The following is a 22,416-nucleotide window of genomic DNA, read 5'->3' as shown; positions in this document are numbered from 1 at the left end:
GGTGTCTGTGGCGATGACCGTGCGGCAGATGGATCAGCGGCAGCGCCACCGGGGCGTAGCGCCCGGATGCCATCTTGGCGAATGGGCATATTCAACATCGTCAGCCGCAGCAGACCGCTGCGCTGACGATACCGATGCTGGCCTGCGTGGCGGATTACCCACGCACCTTTAGATGCAGCATGGGGTAATGCGCATAATGGCCGATGCCATTTTGGATCATGGGGTCTTGCGCGGTGAAATCCGCAATCTCCTGATCATCGGCAATCTGATAGAGCGATAGACCGAAGCCGCCGGTGTCGTCGATCACCGGGCCGTGTGCCAGGAGCAGGCCCTCGGCCAGGCGCTGGTCCAGAAACGCGCCGTGCTGCTGCATCAGGGATGTTTCTTCCTCCGTCATGGTGCTCAGAAAATCGCTGCGCGGCGGAATGTATTTGCAGAAATAAGACTTCATGGTGGGTTACTCGTGGCATGAGGGTGGCGTCGCGGCTTATTCAAAAGCCGTGTCTGGGTTTACAGCAGTGAGATTTTTTACAGACCGGGCAACACGGTCGTACGCCCGCAAGGTTTATGCGGTTTTGACGCTCTTCAAGATCGAGCCTTCGAACATCTTGGGCAGGTAGCTTTGCAGGAACAGAATCATGCCGGTCATCTTGCCGACGGGATTGCTGAACTTCGGGTCCTTGGCCTGGATCAGCCGCTCGATGGTGTTGACAACCGCGTCCGGTGCTTCGGCCGTGTCCAGGCCCTTCTGGGTCAAGGCCGTGACCTGCTTGCGGTAGGCGCTGTAGTCGGCAATGTCGTTGCCGTTTGCGGAGATCGCGTTGTGGCCGAGATTGGTCTTGAACCACACCGGCTCGACCATGTTGACCTTGATATTGAACTGATTGAGTTCAAACCGTAGCGATTTGAAATATCCCTGCACCGCATGCTTGGACGCGGAGTAATACGAGAGGTTCGGGGGGCCGATCAAACCGACGATCGAACTGATGGTGATGATCTGCCCGCTCTTCTGTTTGCGGAAATACGGCAGCAGCGCATTGGTGGTTTTCACCGTGCCCCAGAAATTGGTTTCGAACTGCTGCCGGCCAACATCGACCGGTGTTTCTTCGGCGATGCCGGTCACCATATAACCGGCGTTGTTGACCAGGACATCCAGGCGATCGATGGCTTGGAACAACGCTTTGGTAAATGATTGGATCGAGCTTTCATCGTCGATATCCAGACGCAATAACTTGAAGGGCACCTTGCTCTGATGCTTCTCCGGTTCGCGGCTGGTGCCGATGACGTTGAAGCCTTGTTTGTGCAGGTTGTTGGCCAGCAGCAGGCCAAAGCCTGAGGAAGCGCCAGTGATCAGGACTGTCTTTTTCATGGTGATGTCTCTCAAGCAAGCAGGTTGGCGGAAGGTTGGAGAACAACACCGCCATACGCCTTGGGTTGCAGTTGCACGGTGTCTGGCGGTTGACGCGCGTTGCGGTGTGCGTTGGTGCATGCCGCAGTGCCGATTGCGGGCGAGGCGTGGGCGAGCCCACGACTTGCCTGCACAGGGCGACTGGACTGCCCACGGAACGCATGTTAGTATCGATTTAGTAGTGAGTCAATACGGAAATGATATGAACTTGAAAACTTCTTCGGACAACCTCTGCCCGATCGCCCGGAGCCTGACCTTCCTGGGCGATGCGTGGACGATGCTGATCCTGCGCGACGCGAACTCCGGGCTGACCCGCTTCGATCAATTCAGACAAAGTCTGGGAATTGCGCCGACCATGCTGACCAAGCGGCTGGCGACGCTGACCGAGGAACAGCTATTGGAGAAGCGCCAGTATTCGACGCGCCCGCCGCGCGAGGAATATGTGCTGACCCAGGCGGGGCGCGATTACCTGCCAGTGCTTTTCATGATTGGTGCGTGGGGCCGCAAACACCGTGGCGAAGGCAAGCTGCTGCGTTTTGTGGATGCGCAAACCGGCACCGACCTGCAGCCGATCGCCATCGATGCGGTGACCGGTGCAGAGATCGGCACGCGCGAGATCCGCATGGTGATTCCGGAGTGAGGGTGCGGCACCACTGATCGCTCTCGGCGTGGGTCGAGCTTGTGGTGCGTTGACTTCGTGCGCGCTACCCTTGCGCGCGCTCGCTGCCCCCAACGTGTGCATCCGCGCCTCACTTTTTATCCAGTACAAGGACGTCTCCGTTGTCGAACCTTTCCCTACGCACCTGTTTGCCGCTTGCCCTTGTAAGCGTGCTGTCTGCCTGCAACGGCGCTGGCAGCGCCAGCACCAGCACGCCGCGCCCGGAGTCCGAGCATTTCAATCTTGCCGATCTGCAGCAGCTTGGCTGCACGGTCACCGCCACGCCCAAGCGCAACGTGAGCAAGATCCCGTTGATGGGCGAGGTGGATGGCTACGGCGTGACCAGCACCACCGCATGCGCAACCCAGCTGGTCAGCCTGCTGCAGCCGATCAAATACGAAGACGCGGTGTGGGAAGGCGCGCGGACGGCAGCCGGCAACTTCGCCAAGAAGCAAGGCTTCGAACGCGAGAGTTTTGAAGGCCAACTCGGCGAGTACAGCGAGATCGAGGTCTTCAGCCGCAGCGGCACGCCGGTGGGCTTCGAGTACAGCGTGCAGGCCAAGGGCCAGCTGCATTCGGTGATCGTGGTCTCCGACAGCATCGCGCCGGATGCGGCGTTCGAGGCAGTGTTGAAGAAGAAGCTGTGAGGGCGGGCGCTGCTGTTTTGGGTTGAATGCGGTGGCACTGCATCGAGGCTGGTTCGGTGCAGATCCTGTGCGCATCTACGTGCCGTTGTTGCCAGCCAGCCGTCCCACGTAGGGGCAGATGATTACCCTGCCCGGCCACTGCGCAGCTGCGGCAGAGTGGAACGGACAACCATTAGCCGGCAAACCGATTAATGGTAAAGTGAAGCCACTCACTTGTTAGCCGGAGAGCACGATGGCGAATCTGGTCAAGCTGGCGACCGCTCGCGCCCTGGTCGATGCCAGCGCGGTCAGACAGGCTTCGGTCGTCGGGGAGGCCGGTGCCTGGACCGTGCAGCTGCAGACCCATAACCAGACCCGTGTGCTGGCCACCAAGGCCAATGCGCCGCGCCGGTTTGGTAGCTTCGAAAGTGCGTTGAAGGTCTTGCGCGAGATGGGCATGCCATTGGACGTGCTTCACGTGGATGCTGCCCAGTGGGACGCCGAGGGCGGCACTGCGAAACGCCGGCCGGATCGCTCCGAAGCGATGAAAGTCAAGGAGATGGACGCGCGCTATGCGGTCTCGCTACGCACTCAGACCGAGCACGCCCTGGCCGACCCCCGCCCTGCGCTCTCCAGCGTGCAGGCGAAGCAGCAGATGGAGACACTCAAGGCGCAGCAGCGTGCAGTGCTTGATGCAGCACTACGTGCAAAGGGCACGCGTGCGTGAGCGTGGCCTGGAAGCAGACCGCGCTGGATGCGCGCACCGCGTTGCTCGCTGCAGCATTGGCACGCGCGATCGAGATCCCCGACCCGCAGATGTATTTCGCAGCGTGTGAACAGGACGACCGGATCGAAGCCGAAGGCGACGCGCTGGATGGTGCCGCCATCTATCTCCCCGGGCCCACGCCGGGAACGCGTTTATACACGTGCCAGGACGGCACGTATCTGTTGATCTACACACGCGACGGCGACGATGTGCTGATCCTTGCACTCGTCCCTGCGCGCTCCGATTGGAAGCCGACGTAGTAAAGCGATCTACAGCTCCATGACGTGTCGATGCTACCGCGCGGGGAGGCGCGACCGGGACGACATCGACAGCGCGCTATACCCCACCCAACGGCTGCAGGCACAACCAGATCGCGCACCAGTGCGAGAGCGCGCCGCCCAGCACGTGGGCGTGCCAGATGGCGCGGTTGTACACCAGCGATTTGCGCACGTAGAAGGTGACGCCCACGGTGTAGAACGCGCCGCCGGCAGCGATCAGCCACAGCACGGTGCTGTCCAGGCCGGCGACGAACGGCTTGATCACCACGATGCCGGCCCACCCCAACAGCAGGTAGATGGCCACCCAGAAGCCCTTGGCGATGCCGGGCAGGAACAGTTTGGCGAACACGCCGAACAAGGCCACGCTCCACACCGCCACGATCATTGCCCAGCGCCAGGTGCCGTCGAGGGCGACCAGCAGGAAGGGGGTGTAGGAGCCGGCGATCATGACGAAGATGCCGGCGTGGTCGAACTTGCGCAGCATCGGTTGGCGCTGCGGCGGGGCGAAGTTGTAGGCCGCCGAACAGCCGAACATCACCAGCAGGCCCAGCGCGTACACGCAGGTGGCCAGCAGCATGGTCTGGCTGGCATGCGCGCGCCAGACCATCCAGGCGCCGCCGACGATGGCCAGAAACAGGCCCGCGGCATGCACCGCGACATCGGCGCGGCGGGCGGAAGCGGTCTTGTAGTGCGGAGCAATGGCGCTGGGGGGCACGGGCACGGCGGTTCTTCGAGGTGGGGGAGCCCACAGCGTGCAGAACAGCGGTGACGCGGCGGGGGCAACAGGATACCCGGCTTGCTGAATCCGCTCAGTGAGGCAGGCTCGCCGCTTGGGGCCGGGTCTCATACCCTGAGACATCCTTTTTGTTTGATCTCCCTCTTTGGGAGCCTTGTGATATGCCTCCGTTTGCCCTCGCTCCCCGCACCGAAACCGCCGAACGCGCGCTGGCCACCACCGATGGCCGGCCCAGCCGCGATGGGGCGCTGCTGACCGAACGCCTGGAACGGCGTTACCACGACCGCATCACCGGCAGCTTCACCCTGCCCGGGCGTGAGGGCCGGTATGCGCCGATCCCGGACGATGTGCCCAACGCGCTGCGTGATGCCTTGCATGCGCGCGGCATCACGCAGCTCTACAGTCATCAGGCCGATGCCTGGGCGGCAAGCCAGCGCGGCGAGCATGTGGCAATCGTGACGCCGACGGCCTCGGGCAAATCGCTGTGCTACACGTTGCCGGTGGTGAGCGCGGCGATGAGCTCCGGTGCCAAGGCGCTGTACCTGTTCCCGACCAAGGCGCTGGCGCAGGACCAGGTGGCCGAGCTGCTGGAGTTGAACCGCGCCGGCGAGCTGGGGGTGAAGGCCTTCACCTTCGACGGCGATACGCCCGGCGATGCACGCCAGGCGATCCGCCTGCATGGCGACATCGTGGTGAGCAACCCGGACATGCTGCACCAGGCGATCCTGCCGCATCACACCAAGTGGGCGCAGTTCTTCGAGAACTTGCGCTATGTGGTGATCGACGAGATCCACACCTATCGCGGTGTGTTCGGTAGCCACGTCACCAATGTGCTGCGCCGGCTCAAGCGCATCTGCGCGTTCTATGGCGCCAACCCGCAGTTCATCCTGTGCTCGGCCACCATCGGCAACCCGCACGCGCATGCGCAGGCGTTGATCGAAGAACAGGTGCATGCGATCACCGAATCCGGCGCGCCCACCGGCGACAAGCACGTGCTGCTGTGGAACCCGCCGGTGGTCAATGCAGACCTGGGGCTGCGCGCATCGGCACGCTCGCAGAGCAACCGCATCGCGCGCATCGCGATCAAGAGCGGGCTCAAAACGCTGGTGTTCGCGCAGACGCGCTTGATGGTGGAAGTGCTGACCAAGTATCTAAAGGACATCTTCGACAACGACCCGCGCAAGCCGCCGCGCATCCGCGCGTATCGCGGTGGGTATCTGCCCACCGAGCGGCGCGAGGTGGAGCGTGCGATGCGGGCCGGCAATATAGACGGCATCGTCTCTACCTCGGCGCTGGAGCTGGGCGTGGATATCGGCGCGCTGGATGTGGTGATCCTCAATGGCTACCCCGGCAGCGTGGCGGCGACCTGGCAGCGCTTCGGCCGTGCCGGGCGCCGCCAGCAGCCGTCGCTGGGCGTGCTGGTGGCCAGTTCGCAACCGCTGGATCAATACGTGGTGCGGCATCCGGATTTCTTCGCCGATGCCTCGCCCGAGCATGCGCGTATTGCGCCGGACCAGCCGCTGATTCTGTTCGATCACATTCGCTGCGCCGCATTCGAATTGCCGTTCATTGCCAGCGAACCGTTCGGGCCGATCGACCCGCTGGTGTTTCTGGAAGCGCTGGCCGAGAGCGAAGTGATCCACCAGGAAGGCGACCGCTGGGAGTGGATCGCCGACAGCTACCCGGCCAATGCGGTGAGCCTGCGCTCGGTGGCCGATGGCAACTTCGTGGTGGTGGACAAGACCGACGGCAAGCAGCAGATCATCGCCGAGGTGGATTATTCGGCCGCAGCACTCACGCTTTACGAAGGTGCCATTCACATGGTGCAGAGCACGCCGTACCAGGTGGAGCGGCTGGATTGGGAAGGTCGCAAGGCCTATGTCACGCGCACCCACGTGGACTACTACACCGACAGCATCGACTACACCAAGCTGAAGGTGCTGGACCGCTTCGACGGCGGCGTGGCCGGGCGTGGCGACTCGCATCACGGCGAGGTGCATGTGGTGCGGCGCGTCTCCGGCTACAAGAAGATCCGCTATTACACGCATGAAAACATCGGCTACGGCCCGGTCAATTTGCCTGACCAGGAGTTGCACACTACGGCGGTGTGGTGGCAGTTGCCGCAGGCCACCTTGGGCAAGGCGTTTGCGTCCAAACAGGATGCGCTGGATGGATTTCTGGGTGCGGCCTACGCGCTGCACGTGGTGGCCACGGTGGCAGTGATGGCCGATGCACGCGACCTGCAAAAAGCAGTAGGCAACGGCGATGGCGCGTGGTTTGCGGTGGCCGACCAGACCGGGCGCGGACAACTGCGCGGTGTGGAAGAAGGCGAAGAAGGCGCGGTGGAATTGCAGCAGGCGTTCGTGCCCACGGTGTATCTGTACGACAACTTCCCCGGCGGCGTGGGCCTGAGCGAGCCGCTGTGGCTGCGCCAGGCCGAGTTGTTGCAGCGCGCCGATGAATTGGTGCGGCGTTGCGATTGCAGCGCCGGCTGCCCGGCCTGCGTGGGCCCGGTGCTGGCCGCGCACGAAGAAGGCAAGGGCGAGTCGCCCAAGTCATTGGCGTTGACGGTGCTGGCGCTGTTGTTCGATGCGGATGCGCCGTTGCGGCACGCCACCCAGGTGGACGAGGATCTGGCGCTGGACGTGCTTGCATGAGTGTGAGTGCGGACCGGCTGCGCTTGCTGCGGCGTCAGGCCGGGCATGCCGATGTGCGTGCGCCGGTGACGATTGCAGACGGCGATGCACCGCACGGCGCGCAGGCAGCGCCTGCGGTGGATGCGAACGCCGGAACTGTTGCTGGAGTGCCCCAACTGCATTCCAACGCAGGCGCGCGTGTTGCGCCGCATGCAGCGATGGCACGCGCGGTCGTGGATCCTGCTCCTACTGGCGACGTTGCCGCACGTGAGGTGCGTCGTGGTGCATCTTCGCCCTGCGATGCGCCGGCGATCGCGCAGACCGGCGTGGACGATGAAACCTCAGCGTTCGCGACCGAATGCAGGATGCTTTCGCCTGCACAACAGATGCACTCCGCAGTGGTCGGACGAACATCTGGTGAAGCAGTTGTTGTGGGTGTTGTTGTGGGCGATGCGCGCACGCGTGCCGCAAGTGAAATGTCTGCAACGGCACAGCCGACGCGTGACCCGGCAACGCCGGTGACTGGTAGCGGCCCTGGTGTCAGCGCAGAACGTTTGCGCTTGCTGCGCCGTCAGGTCGGCGGGCTGACGCCTGCAGCGCGCAAGGACGATGCGATGATGCCCACGCGCGCGCAGCGTCAGCCTGCGCCAGGTGCCACCTCGCAGGGGTGGCGCGCTGCGCCGCGCGATGCTGCTGCGCCAAGCGCGCAGGCAGGCAACGTAGACGCTGGCAGTGACCGGCGTGCCCAGGCACAGACACCGGCAATGACGCGCCGTCCCTTGCAGGCACCGGGTGCTGCAACGCCAGCGCGCGATACCTCCGTGTTTGCCTGGGTGGAGCACGACGTGCGCCACCGGCCGGTATCTCCGTTGCAGTCGATATCGCAGTCGCAGTCGCAATCGACTGCACATGCCGATGCCGATGCCGATGCCGATACAAATGTCGCGGACGCTGCTGCGAAGCGTCTACCTGCATCGCATGAAGCGTCCATCGCACCGGCGCCATCTTCGCAGCGACGCACCGATATCGCCGGCTTGCGCAAGATGATCGGACTGCGCGAACGTGCGGTGTCAACGCACACGCCGGCGCGCGCTGCCTCCACCGATCGCCATCTGCCCGGCAACGAGATCGCGCCCGGCCTGCATCTGATCGAAGACTTTCTGCCGCAGCCGATTCCGCACGAAGCCTTGTCATTGGCGTTCGCCAAACGCGAGGACGCGGTAGACCCGATGGATCTGCTGTTCTTCGACACCGAAACCACCGGCCTGGCCGGCGGCACCGGCACGCGCGCCTTCATGATCGGGGTGGCCGATTGGTACATGGACGACGCACACGGCAGCGGGCTGCGCGTGCGTCAGTTGATGATGTCCACGATGGCGGCCGAAAGCGCGATGCTGGATCTGTTCCGCAGCTGGCTCTCGCCGCAGACGGTGCTGTCCAGCTATAACGGCCGCTGCTACGACGCACCGTTGTTGAAGACGCGCTATCGGCTGGCGCGCCGCGGCGACCCGATCTCCGCGCTGGATCATGTGGACCTGCTGTTCCCCACGCGCCGCCGGTATCGCGGCACCTGGGAAAACTGCAAGCTGGCCACCATCGAACGACAGCTGCTGCGCGTGGTGCGCGAGGACGACCTGCCCGGCTCCGAAGCCCCGGCCGCCTGGTTGAGTTACCTGCGCGGCGGCAGCGCGCGCAATCTGCGCCGCGTGGCCGAGCACAATCATCAGGACGTGGTGACCTTGTCGCTGTTGCTGCAACGCCTGGTGGCGGTGGAAGCGCAGGACCGCGAGGTGATTCCGATGCTGGAGATGCCGTAACGCTGGACCAGGCGCTGCGCTGGCACGGCGTGGCCCGCATGCCGCCGGGCCACGCTATGCCAGCGCGGGATCACTGCGCCAGTGTCACTGCTCCGGCTCGATCTGTTTGGCTTGCTCGTTGAGGTAGTGGGTCACCGGTGCGCCGCGGTACTGATCGGTCAATCGCCCCAGCGATTCGGCGCGTGCATCCGCCGCCTGCCTTGCGGCGGCGTCGTGCGGACCTTGTGCCGCACGATCCAGATGGCGGCCTTCGCGCACTGCCGCTACATGGGCCGGGTCGGCTGGCTTGGACGCGGCGCGGAACTCGTTGGTGCGCTGCTCCACGATCGCCGCATCGCGTGCGGTGTCGATGGGGGTTTCTGGCGGCAGGTCCAGTTCCATGCCGGTGTGGCCACGCGCCAGCGTGCGGTTTTCCAGCAGCGCGAGCAGTTCTTCCTCGGGCTGGTCGGTCAACAGGCTTTCGCCGGCGTCGCGAAAGGCACCGGCGGTGGTGCGCTGGATCCCAAAGGCTTCGCCGCTGAGCTTTTGCATCTCGCCGAAGTTGCGCCAGACGTAATAGTCCTTGTCGTGGTTGGCGCGCGGCAGGGAGAAATCCTCATATCGGTAGCCAGACGAAAATGCCGCCTGCGCGTAAGCCGAGTCCGGCTGACGCAAGCGTGTGCGTGTCAGTTCCATGGCCTTGCCCGCAGCACTTTGCTGATCGGTGGCCACCGCCTCCACGATGACCGGGCGCATCTTGTTCCAGCTTTCCAGCCACTGCACTGCGGTCTCGGCCAGCCCCTCGGGGCCATCATCCTTGCCCGGGAAGAAATCGCGCAGCTGCGGGTCGGCCAGCATGCCCTGGCTGAAGACCGGCACCACATTGATCTTGGACAGCAGGCGATCGAGCGCGGCACGGCGGGGCGCATCCTGCGAGTGCATCGGATTGATCTGGTAGTGCTTGTACAGATTGGACACGAATTGATCGAAGCCGCCCGTGTAGTACTTGGCATACAGCTTGATCGCCGCCCCCTGACGCAGATCCGGCCGGCGCATCAGCAGCATCGCCACCGCCTCGGCGGTGTCTTCCTTGCAATCCAGCGCCACCGACATCGCCTCCGGCTTTTGCAACGCGTGCTCCAGTGCCTGCTCCACGACGGCAATGGTCTGATCGGTCTTGATGAAGTTGCCATCGACCGGGTTGCGGATCACCAGCGGCATGTCGCGCAACTGGGCGAACGGCACCTGCGAGACCAATCTGTTCTGCGGGTCGTCGGTCATGCGACCAATGCTGAAGTCGTGCATCAAGACCGGCACGCCGTCGGCACTGACTTCGACATCCAGCTCCAGGTTGCGATACCCCTGTGCATAGGCGCGATCGATGGCGGCAAGCGAGTTCTCCGGAATGCCGGCGTGGTTGTCGAACAAGCCCCGGTGCACCATCACGTCCTTACCCAGCGCGCGCGTGCTCGGCGCCTGGAAATACGTGTCGTGAACCAGCTCCTTGCGGTGCTTGCGCAGCAGCGCGTCCTTGCCGGCCACCAGATGATGGTCGTTGGCCTTGAAGAACGCTGCACCGCCGTCGCGCGCCGGCACCTCGTGGCCGTGGTAGCGCGCGGCTTGCTGCAACTTGCGGCGCGGCTGCGTGGAGGCGGAGGGCTGCAGCCAGTGTGGCGTTGTCAGCCCGTGGCCGGGCAAATCCAGCGCCTTGCGCAATGCGGCGTGGGCTGCGTCGCTGAAGGTGTCGCCAGGCGCAAACGCGCGCTGCAGATCGAAGATGATGCGGCCTTGCTGCGCATCGACCAGCACCGGGCTTGCCGCTGCACTGGCGCAATCGGGTAGCGCCTTGGCCATGGCTTTGAACGCGGCTCTATCCAGATACACCGGCTGCAGCGCTCCAGCTGCAAGCTTTGCTGCAATGCTGTCCTTCTCGGGCGCGATGCCGGCCTGCGCGAGGTGGGTAGCCAGCTTGCTTTGCAGCGCTTGCACCGTGATCTGCCTTGCCTGCACTTCAGCCAGCCGCTGCTCCGAAAACTCGCTGTCCAGCGCCACCAACGCCTGCTTGCCGGTCATGGCGCTGTCGTTCAATGGCACCAGCGGTGGTTGCATGAGGGCCTGGCGACGAGGCCGTGCACGCAAGGGCAGATTGCCGCCTGGCGCGTGCGGCACCTCCATCGGGGTGATGGCACTGGTGTGCGTGGGTGTTGCCAGCGCGGTGGTGTGCGTGGCGGCTGGTTGCAAAGGACCAATACGCATGACGACCTCAAGAGCACTGCGGGCGGCCAGTAAAGCGCGTGGCATATGACAATTCGCAACCGAGGCGAAGTCTGCCGCTGCAATGCGAAACGATGCCCCCGGCGCACCGCATCACGTGGCCCGGCGCCTGCTTTAGAACAGCGTTTCCTTGAACGGCAGCATCGCCGCGCCCAGCACCGTGGCGTGTGCCTGCACCTGCCCGACCAGCAACGCCGGATACGGCGATGCGACGCCGCGCCGTGGCGCGGATTCGAAGGCGATACGGGCGATCAGCCGCTGCGCAAGATCTGCCGGCAGGCGCGCGCCGAAGACGATGACGCGCGGGTCGATCAACGCGATGATCGCCGCCACCGCCAGCGTCACGGTGGGTTGCACCGCATCCAGCCAGGCCTCGATCTGCGGCCATGCCGGATCGTAGTGCTGCAGCATGGTGTGCAGGTCCGGCAGCGCATGGCCATCGGCGACCAGCGCCTGGCGCAGGCTTTCCAGCGTTGGCCGCGCCATGCCGGTGATGGCCGAGATGCGCCCCAGCTCGCCCACGTTGCCGTGCGCGCCGCGGTGCACCTTACCGGCGGCGATCACGCCCGCGGCGAAGCCGTCGGCGATCGTCAGATAGACCAGATCCGGCGATTGGCGGCCAACCCCGTACAAGGCCTCGGCCAGGGCGGCGCAATGGGCGTCGTTGTCCATCCAGACCGGCAACTGCAGGCGCTCGGCGATGAACCGGTCCAGCTCCACCTGCATCCATTCGGCCGCCAGCGAGAGCGGCGGATTGACCCGGGTGCCGTCGCCGATGCGCGGGCCGGTCATGCTGACGCCCACCCCGAACAGCTGCTGCCGGTCCACCCCGGCCGCCTGCAACAACTGCTCCAGCAATTCCGGCAAGCGCGCCGCGAGCAGATCCAGCGTCAGCGGGAAGGCCGTGAGCTGGCGCATGCCGCGCACCTGCCCGGCGAAGTCGATCAGCACCAACGCGATGCCATCGACCATCACCGAGACCCCCACGCTGAAGGCGTAGCCGGGCACCAGACTCAGCTGCACGCTCGGTTGGCCGCGACCACGCCGCAGCGATGGGCCGAGCTGGAGCAGGCCCTGTGCGACCAGCGGGTCGATGATGCCCTTGGTGCCGGGAACGCTGAGCCCGCTGGCGCGCGGCAGATCGGCACGTGCCAGCTGGCCGGCACTGCGGATCAGATCCAGCAACGCGCGCTCGCTGGAACCGGCGGCCTGCCCGTCGCTACGACGGCGGTAATGCGAACGAATGGCCGCGTAGGCGAAGAAGGAAGACATAGGGAGCAAAAGGGCAGTGGTTGTCACATAAGCTTAAATTAAGCAGATTAATTTAATCCGCCTGCGGCACCGCGTTGGGGCCGCCCGACATCGCGGATCGTGCCATGCGTCTGTTTCATCCCTCTTCCTCTGGCCCTGTGTGTCTGCCCGGTCCGGCCTGCGGCCCGCAGCGTCGCATATTGTCGCTTGCGCTGGGCATGGCCGTGGTGGGCTGGATGCACGCGCCGGCCCAGGCTGCCGAGGCGCCCGCCGATGCTTCGGCGCAGACCCTGGATGCGGTGCAGGTGCGCACCTCGTTCCAGTCGCAGAACACGCGTGCCATCGCCACCAAACAGGCCGCGCCCACCATCGTGGACTCGGTCGCCGCCGACAGCATCGGGCAACTGGCGGACTTCAACGTGGGCGATGCGCTGCGCCGGGTCACCGGCGTCAGCACCGTGGAGTACCAGGGCGAGCCGCGCTACGTGACGGTGCGCGGCCTCAACGGCAACTACAACAGCATGCTGATCGACGGCTTTGCGTTCGCCAGCAACGACATCGGCAGCCGCCAGGCGATGATGGATGTGCTGCCGGCCAACTTTGTCGACCGCATCGATGTGGTGAAGTCGCTCCTGCCGGAAAACGACGGCGGCGCGATCGGCGGCGTGACCAACCTGGTCACCGCCACCGGCTTCGGCCGCCCGGACGGCCTGCTCACCTTCTCGGCCAAGGGCGGCGCCAACCTGATGGGCAGCCGCTATGGCGGCAGGACGCCGGTTGGCGAGGGCGACCTGAAGTGGGGCAAGCGCTTCGGTCGCGACGGGCAGTTCGCCTTTTTGGGTGCTGCCAGCCAATGGCGGCGCGAGATCTCGGTGCCGCAGCAGGAAAACGGCGGCGGCTTGAACTGGTACGCCGCCAATGGCACGCGCGATCCGGTGGCCTATGGCGGCACCGGCGATGCCGTGCCCAGCGAGCGGCGCTGGTACAACTACGACAACACCCGCGAACGGCGCAGCCTCACCGCGCGCGTGGACTGGCAGCCGGAGGGCCCGCTCAGCGGCCATGTGTCCGGTTACAGCTTCCGCCAGCGCGAGGCCTCGGACCGCTATACCCAGAACGCCCAGGTGCAGAACAGCGCGCGCCTGACCCGCACAGGCCCTCAGAGCGGCACGCTCGACAACCTGAATCAGTACGTTGAGTTGGGGCAGTTGCGCTGGAAGCGCGCGCTGTCGGGCATCAACGGCGAACTGCTGGCCGAGTTGCCGGCGCAGTGGCGCGCCGCGCTGCGCGCCAGCACCTCGCGCGCCACGGTGGACAACCCGCAGACCTGGGACCGCTTCCAGCAAAATCGCCTGGCCTACGGCTTCGACTGGAGTGGCACGCTGCCCGCTTTCACGCCCCTGGCCCCGGCCCTGGCCGACGACCCGGGGCGCTACGCAAACCTCTATCACCAGCAAGAACGCACCGGCTACGCCGAACGGGTCGGCGACCTGCAGCTGGAGCTGCGTCGCAACATGGACGAGGACAGCCGTGGGCTGGGGCTGGCGGTTGGCGCGCGGCAGGTGCGCACGCACATGCGCACCGACGTGCAGCGCACCACCTGGAACGGCTTGCCTGACACCTTGGCCGACGTGCTGGGCAGCCCCACCTGCGCGCTGGGCTGCAACAGGCAGATGATGACCATCGACCCGGCATTGGCCGATGCGCGCTGGGATGCCCTCGCCGGCCAGGCGCGCGGGGTGGTGGACACCACCGCGCAGAACAGCGGCAGCTACAGCGTCGACGAGCAGGTGCGCGCCGGCTTTGCCCAGGCGCAATGGCGCGGCGAGCGCTGGCTGCTGGCCGGCGGCATCCGTCTGGAACAGACCCGCTTTGCCAGCGCCGGCCAGCAGCTGAGCGGAACCACCTGGACGCCGGTCAGCGCGGTGCATACCTACCGCAACTGGTTGCCATCGCTCAGCGGGCAACTGCAGACCAGCGCCAACGGCACGCTGCGCTTTGGTGCCTCGCGCTCGATCGGCCGCCCGCGCCTGGACCAGATGGCATTGAACGGCGGCGTGCTGCAGCTGGGCAGCACACCGCCCACGCTCAACCAGGGCAACCCGGACCTGCAGCCGCGCCGCTCGCAGAACCTGGACCTTGGCCACGACTGGAGCTTCGACGACGGCGGCAGCCTGCTGTCGATCGCGCTGTTCCACAAGACCATCGACGATGAAATCTTCCGCTACGGTCAGATGGACAGCATCGACGGCGAGCAGGTGCTGGTCACCCAGCCACGCAATGTGGACCGGCCGGTGCGCCTGCGTGGCGCCGAGCTGGGAGCCATCAAGGAGCTGGGGCCGTTGCTGCCTGCGCTGGACGGCTTGTCGGTGTCGGCCAATGTCACGTTCCTGGACGTGGCCTACCCGGTGGTGCTCGGCGATGGCACCCGCACCACCCTGGACGTACTGCCGCAGCAGCCCAGGCAGCTGTGGAATCTGACCCTGAATTACGCCCGTGGGCCACTGCGCACCACGCTGGCCTGGAGCCGCACCGGCGAGCTGTGGGACGACCGCTTTCCCAATTACAGCAGCCTGCCCGAGTTCTATCGCAACCGTTACCAGCAACCGCTGGACCGCATCGATCTGAAACTGGGCTGGGATGTGTCGCCGGCGGTGTCGCTGAGCCTGGACGTGCTCAATCTGGCCGGCCAGGGCTACCAGTACCGCATCGGCCGCGATCAGGAATATGTGCAATCGGCCTGGAAGATGGCCCCCACCGTGATGGTCGGCGTCAATGTCAAACTTTGAGGAGCTGTGTATGTCGCCATGTCTGGATACCACCTTCAGCCGCCGCCGGCTGCTGGCCGCCGCTGCCGGCGCCTCGCTACTCTCCACCGCGTTGCCGGTACTCGCCGATCTCGCCGATAAAGCGCCGCCGCCGGATGTGGGCCGCAAGTTCCTGCGCTCCAGACGGCCGATGCCGTTTGCCGGCAATACGTTTGTGGGCCATCTCGAACAGCAGGGCGATGGCTACGACAGTTTCGACCGGGTGCTGGAGATCTACCGCGAATTGCCCGAGCAGCGCTTCGCCAACAAGCTGGCCATGTTGCCGCCGAGCAGCTATCACGTGACCTTGCTGGGCGGGGTCAATGAGACCGACCGCGCGCACGGGCCATGGCCGAGCGATCTGGCGCGCGATGTGGCGTTGGCCGACATCAACGCCAGCTTCCTGGCGCGGTTGCAGCAGCGCGATGCTGCAGCGCTCGGCGCGTGCCGGTTTCTGGTCGACCCCACTGCGGCCAGGACCGGCAGCCACGATAATCTGCTGATTCCGTTGCTGCCTGCCGATGCGGCCACCGCGCAGCGGTTGGAGACGGCGCGTCAGGCATTGATGACGTTGACCAAACTGCAGCGCCCGGATTACACCAATTTCCGTTTCCACATCTCGTTGGCTTACCTGTGCGAGACGCTCGATGCGGCTGAGCAGGTGGCCTATCGCCTCGCGGTGGGCGATTGGTTGAAGCGGCTTGCGGCGGCAGGCCCGATCACGGTGCCGCGTTTCCACTTTTGTACCTTCAAGGACATGGACGCGTTTCGTGAGGTGTATGAGGTTTGAAGTTGGGCGTATATGACGAATGCAGAAGCCCCTCTCCCTCCGGGGCGATAAGGCACGGCTTGCGTGCCACTGGAGCGCGTGCCTTGGAGCGCCCGCGCCGCAAGCGCGGGCCGGGGCGCGGAGCAGGGGTTGGGGTGAGGGTACGCAATCTCACCAACTCACAATCGCCGGCGTATTTGCCCTATCGAAAGACCGAATATTTCGTTTAAGCAGGCGTTTGCAGCACGTTGAATTTTGTGTGTGATGGCGACACCTGTGTGCGTGGTTGATGCCTGTTGCTCAGTATCGGCGAGCAGACAGGCGCCAGCGTATCCAGCTTGTCCGCGCACGATGGCGACACGATGCGACTAACCGGAGACCCGTGTCACCAGACCACGGTCCAACGCCTCGCGCAGCACCTTCAGCGCTTCGCGCGTGGCGAGCTTGGAGGCACCGGCCTGCTTGGTCGCCAACGCGGCCTGCCTGTCGGCCAATGCACGTTGCTCCCTGGCCAATGCCTGCAGCGCCTCGGGCATCGCGCCTTGTTGCGAGGATGCAGATGCAGCGGCTGACGGCGTGCGTGTCGAGGCCTGGAGCGCACGCGGCTCGGTCTGCGCAGAGAGCTGTGCGGCCAGTGCGGCTTGGCGCTCGCTCAGCGCATGCTGACGTGCCGCCAGGATGGCCTGGGCGTCGGCCAGTTGCTGGCTGCGGACATGCGCCGCGCCCAGCCGATGCATCAGCGTCGGATTGCGCACCAGGTATTGCACGCCATCGGCGCGGAACCACAACACGCGCTGGCCATTGCCCGCATACGCGCGTGCGGTCTGCAGATCGCTGCGCGAGCCATGCATCACCTGATGGTCGCCGTGCACCAACACATAGGCGTCGCCTTCGTCCTGGGTGATTGCGGTGGCTTTGCCGCACGGTGCGTTTGCTCCGGCTCGCGGTGCGACCGGGGCTGGTGCTGCACTTGATGCACTTGATGCACTTGATGCACTTGGTGCGACGGGTGCGACGGGTGCCAAAGGCGCTGTTGGCGCAATCGCCGTTGGCGCGACAAGAGAAACCGCAGGTGCGGGCAGCGCCGGTATGACAGGCGATGCGGGCACGGCAGCCAACGCAAGCGGATGCGATGCAGATGTAGTTGCAAACGCGGTTGCGATCAGCGAGGGACCAGCGAGTGCGGCGGTAGCCAGCAGCAGCGCGGTGCGTAGGCACAGCAATGGGGAAGCGGTCTGGATCATGAGAGATCTCCACGAAGGTCACAGCTCGGTAGGTGCCGCCTGCGCAAGACACGCAGGCGGGTAGGAAACAGCGATCACGCGGCCACGGCGTTGCCGACGCTGCGCAGCGTCGTCACGCGGGAAGTGCCGGGCTGTGGCGGGCCCGTGTCGATGCAGGTGCTGCCCGGCGCGATGCGATCGCACGATGCCGGCAGGTGCTTGGTGTCATTACCGCTGCCACGGATCTGCCGGCCGTGCACGGCCAGGAGCGGATCGGTGACTGCACGCCACACGTTGCCGAGGCGTGGTCGCTAGAGACGGTTGCTGACGCGACGTGCGGTCAGCAGCGAGCCCGCGACTGCTGGCTCGCTGTGTTCGACGATCTTGGGTCGCCGGCATGACGGAGCGAGCGGCCGTCAGCTGGGTACGGATGGTGCGCTCAGAACCAGTGCGTGCGCGTGGTCAATGACGACTCCGCGCAGCGGCCGTGCTCACGTGGCGGTGAGCGCAGCCGTGGCGTTGCTGGCTCCTAGTTGTTCTGTGCGTCTTCGGCGTCTGCCTGCGCCTGCGCCGCTTGCTGCTGCGCGCGCGCAGCCTCGATGCGGGCCTGACGTGCGGCCTGCCTGCCCATCTCGGCCTGCTGCCGGGTCAGCTCGGCCGCTTGCCGCACCGCCGCGGCATAGGCGTATTGCGCCTGGCGATGCTGCTGCGCCACCTCGCGAATCTGTTGCTCGGCTTCGCGCGCCTGCTGTTGCGCGTCCTGTTTGGCCTGCGCCAGTTCCGGGCCTAACGACGCCAGCTGTTCGCGTGCTTCCTGCAGCGCGTCCTGCGCGTCCTGCATCTGTTCCTGTCGAGGTTCAAGCTCACGGTTGTCGGCACCCAGCACATCCTGCATGGCGCTCTGCGCATCACGCAGCGCCGTGGCGGCGGCCTCGCGGCTGACGCGGTCCAGCTCCACATCCCAGCGGCTTTGCGTTGCATCCCCATCTGCACCAGGCAGTGGCTCGGCGCCCAGCACATCGGCGATGACACCGTGCGACGCCGGGGCAGCCGGTGCCGCAGGCAGTGCTGGCAGCGCCGGTGCAGGCAGTGCGCTCATCGGCGCTGCGGCATCCACCAACGACACACCGCCGGGCGTACCAGGCGTGCGTTGCGCTGCCGGGGCGGTCACCACGATGGGCCGCATGCTGGTGGACGTTGCCGGCACCGGCATTGCGACCAGGCGCAGCGGCATCACACCGGCGACGGCCACCGTCGCCAGGATCACCGCCGCGGCCAGCCGCGGAAAGGCGCTGGTGTCCTGCAACATCACCAGCCTGCGCTTCAAGCTGAGGAACGACGGCGAGGCACTTGCCACGCCACCGAGCGGACGTGGCGATACCCCGAACTGCAGCAGCAGGCGTCCATAGTCATGACGGCAATGGCGATGCCCGGCGACCACGGCCGCATCGCAGGCCGCTTCGCGGGCGATGGCGTATTCACTGGCGGCCAGGTGCACCAGCGGATGGAAGAAGAACAGATGCTGGGCAAGCGACGGCAGCAGCCCCCACCACAGGTCGCGGCGGCGCAGGTGGATCAACTCGTGGGTCAGCGCCATGTCCAGGTCGTCGTCGGCCATCTGCGCCAGGCGCTTGGCCGGGAGCAGCAACACTGGCCGCCACGGGCCGATCAACTGCGGCGAATCGATCTGCGAAGACAGCCGCAACGCGGGTGGGTGCGGCAAACCATGCGCCTCGGCCGCCATCTGCAGTGCCTGCACCAACGCCTTGTCGGTGCACGGCTGGGCCGCGCGCACCAACGCACGGCTGCGCCAATACGCGCGGACCGTGCCGGCCGAGATCACCAGCACGCCGGCCGCCCATACCGCAAACAACCACGTGGCCCACGACGACCAGACCGTGACATCCATGGCGTGCGCCGTCGCGCTGGCGGCGGCGGCTGTCGATGCGGCGGCCGTGGCCATCGGCACCAACGCATCGGCACTGCCAAGCGCAGATGCAAACGTGTGCGCCGGCAACACCGGCAACTGCAGCGGCGCGTTCCACAGCAGGCCAACCACGGCCTGCACGCCTACCAACCACCACAGCCAGGTTTGCGTGGTGGCCGGCAAGCGCTTCACCCCGCGACACAGCGCCCACACCGCAAGTGTCAGCACCGCGGTCTGCACACTGGTGGCGCCGAGTTTCCATAACAGCGATTCGATCAGGGGCGACATGGCTCAATCCTCCTTGCGCTGCGATTGCAGCTTGGCGACCAGGGCTTCGAGTTCGGCCAGCTCGGTATCGCTGACTTCGGCGCGCTGCGACATCCACGCCACGAACGGCGACACCGAGCCCTGCAAGGTCTTTTCCACGAACTGCCCCACAGCCGAGCGCACCACATCGTCCTGGCCGGTGGTGGCGCTGTAGCGGTACATGCCCCCTGCCTGCTTGCGGCGCAGGAAGCCCTTGGCGCGCAAGCGCTCCATCATGGTCAGCACGGTGGAGCGCGCCAGCCCGCGCGGCTCACCAAACGCGGCCGCCACTTCGCCGACACTGGCGTGCCGTTGTTCTTCGATGTGTTGCAGCAGGGCCAGCTCCTGGTCCCCGATGGTCTTGCCGCGCATGCCGTTCTCCATGACTACAGTTGTCGCTACCGTAAGCCTGGCGACAGGTGTAGTCAATAGGTCGGATGGCAGGGGTGCGCCGTGTGCGGCGCGATTGGGATGTTGGGTTGGGCAGAAGGCGAGAGTGCCCGCCTTGAACGGAAGGGCATCAAGCAGCTGGGGGCGAAACTCATCGTGTATCCCGGCGCTCCACATGGCCTGCCCAACGCCCACAAAGATCGCGTCAACAAAGATTTGTTGAAGTTCCTGCAGAAGTAGCAGGAGCTTTGCACGTAGCAACGTCCGCCTCAGGGCGGCCGTTTGCATTGGCTGCGGATAACGGAGCAGAGCCTGCCCTTATCTCCGTTGTCATCTACAGCCTATCAATACAACATTTCTTGAACTTCTTTCCGCTACCGCACGTGCATGGGTCGTTACGTCCCACCTTGCTCTGCCGGCCATCGGTCACACGCATAAGGCTGGCCGGACTCATCGGCCGTCGCATGCCGGCTGTAGCGGCATCCATGTCATCTGATTGTTGCCAGTCGTAATCCAGAGCCACTCCAAATTGCAGCCTGGACTCATGGTCCAGCGACACTCCTATCCATCGCTGTGCGCGCTCAGCATACTTCCTGCATGTGCAATAGGCCCCGAGCTTATCCTTCGCATCATCAGAAGGTTCGATATTGCAGTGAAAAGTGATACCGCCTTCCTTTCCTCCAATAGTGAAGTCGTGGACCTTTTCGTCCGCTTTTGTCTGACGCGTGATGAACTGAAGGCCCTGGTTGATAGTCCGACAAAAGTCCTCGTCAAGTGTAAGCAGCATCAGCCCTAATTCGATACTGACCGGAGCCGGGTCCTTCTCGATCTGCTGCAGCAAGCGTTCGAACTGAGTCCCGGCAAACCTGGTCAGGATGCCGTCTGGAGTGTGTGGTCCCTGAACATTGTCGCGCCGGACCATCATTGCAAGATCCAGGTCGATGGCGATGTCGTCTTCCAGCATGATCATGTTGAACTCAGGCTCGATCCACAGATTCCGCTTTAGGTGGAACCCCAGCGCCGTGAGCTCATGACTCATTGCCAGACGCTCTGTATTCTCCACCCGGTGTCTGACATAGCTCAGGAGCCTGAGCGGACTCTCCAGCATCTCGGTAAGTGCATCCAGCAAAAACACATCCATTACGAACGGCGCACGGATCTGAGCTGTTTCTCGATACTTCAGATACTGTCTGGTTTGGAACGTCAGTGCCGGGTAGTGGTCCGAGACTACATTGAAGATGAATATCTCTTTCGGCGTCTGCGGCAGCAGGACTTCCGTTCCATCCGAGCCGATCAGCTTGCATTTGCCAGAGAGTATCGTGTCTGCGCAAAGATGCGCTTGGTCATACGAGTCCTGTATTGCCCCGGCGAAGTCCTTGCGCAACTGTCCATCGTTGCCGCGTCGCGCCTCCAAGGTCAGTTTTTTTGATTTGGCCTGAACCACGATCAGTCTGTCGCCAAACATGACCAAAACATCAACCTCGCCAACTATTTCTCCCTTGCTTCGAACGAGGTTCACGCCTCTGATTACGTGCTCTGCACCGAAAACGCGTTCGAGTCGCCTAGCCGCGAATGTTTCAGTGAAAACACCGCGGTGCTTTGCAGCGGTCGGTCGATAGGACGCATCCGCCATCATCCAGTAGAACGGCGAGTCGCATAGGGCCTCATAGATGCTATAGCTCTGGAAAAGGAGAACACGCTCGCCATCGATGGCCAAAAGTGGCGCCTCGGCCAGCGAGTTGAAATCCCCCACTGATTGGAATTTTGCGTTGTCGCCGCACATGGTGAATGCAGCGAAGAACGCACTAATCCGTTCAGCCGGCACTTCAACCAGTTGGCCGATTTCGTCTTGGCTTTGGGTGAAGGCCGGCAGCCACGTCTCAGGAGGGTTGTCCGAATGCTTCATCTCCGAGTACAGCCGCGTCATCTTTTCCACCAATAGCGCGCACATTGCCTCAGCAATGGTTCTCGCTTCGGCTATGGAGAATCCCTTATGCTGTAGTAGCCAAGCATCGTCTGCGTGGTACTTCTCGACCGCCAAGTCGCGATACTGGAATTGGTAGGCCGATTCAGTGCCATAGAAGATCGGCTCACGCATTGCTTCCCCGCGCCAGACATCTGCATTGCCATCTCGCTGTTCAATTGCAGCCTTCACAACTTCCATCATCGGTGCTCGCATCGCATCGTGCAGTTCTTCCAGCAGAATATCGGTACGAGCGAGGTACTCTCGCAAGACCTCCGGTGTGGGCAATGTGGTATCGATCGGGCAACGTGCGAGCAAACCCAATACCGTCGTAATCTCGGTTCTTATCAAGCGATCATGACTAAATAGCTTCTGCAGGTCAGATGCTTTCATGTCACTGACGTATGTCACAAAATTATCGCGAAAGCAGATCTGCGCAATCGCGTGAACATAGCCCGGTGACTGTGCAAGAATTTCCAGATCAGCAAATACCTCTGCTTCGCTACGGAGCGGTTTTATCATGTCGTACTCGCTTGGCTAAATGAATTCAATTTTCTGGATCTAGCATTCTCCCCCAGAAAATAAATTTTCGGTTCTGTCCG

At 64.2% G+C, this 22,416-nt stretch carries 18 protein-coding genes and 1 other RNA gene; 8 read left to right on the top strand and 11 right to left on the bottom strand.

From position 1 onward, the window contains the following. Nucleotides 1-154: 154 nt before the first annotated feature. Nucleotides 155-451, bottom strand: coding sequence for a YciI family protein (locus FFY45_RS19495; RefSeq protein WP_176341695.1), 297 nt, complete (start codon nucleotides 449-451; stop codon nucleotides 155-157). A gap of 114 nt (nucleotides 452-565) precedes the next feature. Beyond that, entirely contained in the window at nucleotides 566-1,369 is an 804-nt protein-coding gene (locus tag FFY45_RS19490; protein ID WP_176341694.1) for an SDR family NAD(P)-dependent oxidoreductase, read from the bottom strand. A gap of 241 nt (nucleotides 1,370-1,610) precedes the next feature. On the opposite strand from FFY45_RS19490, the gene FFY45_RS19485 reads away from it, so the two are divergent. The 4 genes from FFY45_RS19485 to FFY45_RS19470 all read left to right on the top strand — a co-directional run bounded on the left by FFY45_RS19485 (nucleotide 1,611) and on the right by FFY45_RS19470 (nucleotide 3,718). Beyond that, the gene (locus FFY45_RS19485) at nucleotides 1,611-2,048 is read left to right on the top strand and encodes a winged helix-turn-helix transcriptional regulator (protein WP_176341693.1); all 438 of its coding nucleotides are present in this window, start codon (nucleotides 1,611-1,613) and stop codon (nucleotides 2,046-2,048) included. Nucleotides 2,049-2,188: 140 nt separating this feature from the next. Further along, nucleotides 2,189-2,713, top strand: a complete 525-nt coding sequence (locus FFY45_RS19480) for a hypothetical protein (protein WP_255172085.1) — start codon at nucleotides 2,189-2,191, stop codon at nucleotides 2,711-2,713. 232 nt (nucleotides 2,714-2,945) lie between these two features. Then, complete coding sequence (locus tag FFY45_RS19475) at nucleotides 2,946-3,419, top strand: hypothetical protein (protein WP_232372201.1); 474 nt, start codon at nucleotides 2,946-2,948, stop codon at nucleotides 3,417-3,419. After that, a complete protein-coding gene (locus FFY45_RS19470; protein ID WP_176341692.1) occupies nucleotides 3,416-3,718 on the top strand; it encodes a plasmid stabilization protein in 303 nt (100 codons plus the stop codon). Before FFY45_RS19475 ends, FFY45_RS19470 begins: the two co-directional genes overlap by 4 nt. A gap of 76 nt (nucleotides 3,719-3,794) precedes the next feature. On the opposite strand, the gene trhA is transcribed toward FFY45_RS19470, so the two are convergent. Beyond that, entirely contained in the window at nucleotides 3,795-4,457 is a 663-nt protein-coding gene (gene trhA, locus FFY45_RS19465; RefSeq protein ID WP_043910170.1) for a PAQR family membrane homeostasis protein TrhA, read from the bottom strand. A gap of 176 nt (nucleotides 4,458-4,633) precedes the next feature. On the opposite strand from trhA, the gene FFY45_RS19460 reads away from it, so the two are divergent. Next, nucleotides 4,634-7,129, top strand: a complete 2,496-nt coding sequence (locus FFY45_RS19460; RefSeq protein WP_176341691.1) for a DEAD/DEAH box helicase — start codon at nucleotides 4,634-4,636, stop codon at nucleotides 7,127-7,129. Further along, nucleotides 7,126-8,925, top strand: coding sequence for a ribonuclease H-like domain-containing protein (locus FFY45_RS19455; protein WP_176341690.1), 1,800 nt, complete (start codon nucleotides 7,126-7,128; stop codon nucleotides 8,923-8,925). Before FFY45_RS19460 ends, FFY45_RS19455 begins: the two co-directional genes overlap by 4 nt. Before the next feature lie 84 nt (nucleotides 8,926-9,009). On the opposite strand, the gene avrBs2 is transcribed toward FFY45_RS19455, so the two are convergent. Together avrBs2 and FFY45_RS19445 are read right to left on the bottom strand one after the other, a co-directional pair. Continuing rightward, nucleotides 9,010-11,160, bottom strand: a complete 2,151-nt coding sequence (gene avrBs2, locus FFY45_RS19450) for a type III secretion system effector avirulence protein AvrBs2 (protein ID WP_176341689.1) — start codon at nucleotides 11,158-11,160, stop codon at nucleotides 9,010-9,012. A 132-nt stretch (nucleotides 11,161-11,292) separates the two neighbouring features. After that, entirely contained in the window at nucleotides 11,293-12,450 is a 1,158-nt protein-coding gene (locus tag FFY45_RS19445; RefSeq protein WP_176341688.1) for an ROK family protein, read from the bottom strand. A 104-nt stretch (nucleotides 12,451-12,554) separates the two neighbouring features. On the opposite strand from FFY45_RS19445, the gene FFY45_RS19440 reads away from it, so the two are divergent. Continuing rightward, entirely contained in the window at nucleotides 12,555-15,218 is a 2,664-nt protein-coding gene (locus FFY45_RS19440; RefSeq protein WP_176341687.1) for a TonB-dependent receptor, read from the top strand. Nucleotides 15,219-15,228: 10 nt separating this feature from the next. After that, on the top strand, nucleotides 15,229-16,026 hold the full coding sequence (locus tag FFY45_RS19435; RefSeq protein ID WP_176341686.1) for a DUF1868 domain-containing protein: 798 nt from the start codon (nucleotides 15,229-15,231) through the stop codon (nucleotides 16,024-16,026). 347 nt (nucleotides 16,027-16,373) lie between these two features. On the opposite strand, the gene FFY45_RS19430 is transcribed toward FFY45_RS19435, so the two are convergent. The 6 genes from FFY45_RS19430 to FFY45_RS19405 form a co-directional block, all read right to left on the bottom strand. Continuing rightward, nucleotides 16,374-16,910 carry a hypothetical protein gene (locus FFY45_RS19430; RefSeq protein WP_439333555.1) on the bottom strand — a complete coding sequence of 179 codons (537 nt, stop codon included), beginning with the start codon at nucleotides 16,908-16,910 and terminating at the stop codon, nucleotides 16,374-16,376. Nucleotides 16,911-17,323: 413 nt separating this feature from the next. Then, nucleotides 17,324-17,521 carry a hypothetical protein gene (locus FFY45_RS19425; RefSeq protein ID WP_176341685.1) on the bottom strand — a complete coding sequence of 66 codons (198 nt, stop codon included), beginning with the start codon at nucleotides 17,519-17,521 and terminating at the stop codon, nucleotides 17,324-17,326. 97 nt (nucleotides 17,522-17,618) lie between these two features. Continuing rightward, nucleotides 17,619-17,688, bottom strand: a non-coding RNA gene (locus FFY45_RS19420) — sX9 sRNA. A gap of 69 nt (nucleotides 17,689-17,757) precedes the next feature. Then, complete coding sequence (locus tag FFY45_RS19415) at nucleotides 17,758-19,443, bottom strand: M56 family metallopeptidase (RefSeq protein ID WP_176341684.1); 1,686 nt, start codon at nucleotides 19,441-19,443, stop codon at nucleotides 17,758-17,760. A gap of 3 nt (nucleotides 19,444-19,446) precedes the next feature. Continuing rightward, nucleotides 19,447-19,845, bottom strand: coding sequence for a BlaI/MecI/CopY family transcriptional regulator (locus FFY45_RS19410; protein WP_176341683.1), 399 nt, complete (start codon nucleotides 19,843-19,845; stop codon nucleotides 19,447-19,449). Between the two features lie 340 nt (nucleotides 19,846-20,185). After that, nucleotides 20,186-22,336 carry a nuclease-related domain-containing protein gene (locus tag FFY45_RS19405; RefSeq protein ID WP_176341682.1) on the bottom strand — a complete coding sequence of 717 codons (2,151 nt, stop codon included), beginning with the start codon at nucleotides 22,334-22,336 and terminating at the stop codon, nucleotides 20,186-20,188. Nucleotides 22,337-22,416: the final 80 nt, after the last annotated feature.

This window comes from Xanthomonas hortorum (assembly GCF_011305375.1).
Lineage (GTDB): Bacteria > Pseudomonadota > Gammaproteobacteria > Xanthomonadales > Xanthomonadaceae > Xanthomonas > Xanthomonas hortorum_E.
The sequence above is the reverse complement of the archived record's forward strand: the minus strand, read 5'-3'. Positions and strand labels throughout refer to the sequence as shown.

Bases quoted from the DNA above. Each gene is read 5' to 3' on its own strand.
- FFY45_RS19495 (WP_176341695.1), bottom strand. From the start codon at position 451: ATGAAGTCTTATTTCTGCAAATACATTCCGCCGCGCAGCGATTTTCTG.
- FFY45_RS19490 (WP_176341694.1), bottom strand. From the start codon at position 1,369: ATGAAAAAGACAGTCCTGATCACTGGCGCTTCCTCAGGCTTTGGCCTG.
- FFY45_RS19485 (WP_176341693.1), top strand. From the start codon at position 1,611: ATGAACTTGAAAACTTCTTCGGACAACCTCTGCCCGATCGCCCGGAGC.
- FFY45_RS19475 (WP_232372201.1), top strand. From the start codon at position 2,946: ATGGCGAATCTGGTCAAGCTGGCGACCGCTCGCGCCCTGGTCGATGCC.
- FFY45_RS19460 (WP_176341691.1), top strand. From the start codon at position 4,634: ATGCCTCCGTTTGCCCTCGCTCCCCGCACCGAAACCGCCGAACGCGCG.
- FFY45_RS19455 (WP_176341690.1), top strand. From the start codon at position 7,126: ATGAGTGTGAGTGCGGACCGGCTGCGCTTGCTGCGGCGTCAGGCCGGG.
- avrBs2 (WP_176341689.1), bottom strand. From the start codon at position 11,160: ATGCGTATTGGTCCTTTGCAACCAGCCGCCACGCACACCACCGCGCTG.
- FFY45_RS19445 (WP_176341688.1), bottom strand. From the start codon at position 12,450: ATGTCTTCCTTCTTCGCCTACGCGGCCATTCGTTCGCATTACCGCCGT.
- FFY45_RS19440 (WP_176341687.1), top strand. From the start codon at position 12,555: ATGCGTCTGTTTCATCCCTCTTCCTCTGGCCCTGTGTGTCTGCCCGGT.
- FFY45_RS19435 (WP_176341686.1), top strand. From the start codon at position 15,229: ATGTCGCCATGTCTGGATACCACCTTCAGCCGCCGCCGGCTGCTGGCC.
- FFY45_RS19415 (WP_176341684.1), bottom strand. From the start codon at position 19,443: ATGTCGCCCCTGATCGAATCGCTGTTATGGAAACTCGGCGCCACCAGT.
- FFY45_RS19410 (WP_176341683.1), bottom strand. From the start codon at position 19,845: ATGGAGAACGGCATGCGCGGCAAGACCATCGGGGACCAGGAGCTGGCC.
- FFY45_RS19405 (WP_176341682.1), bottom strand. From the start codon at position 22,336: ATGATAAAACCGCTCCGTAGCGAAGCAGAGGTATTTGCTGATCTGGAA.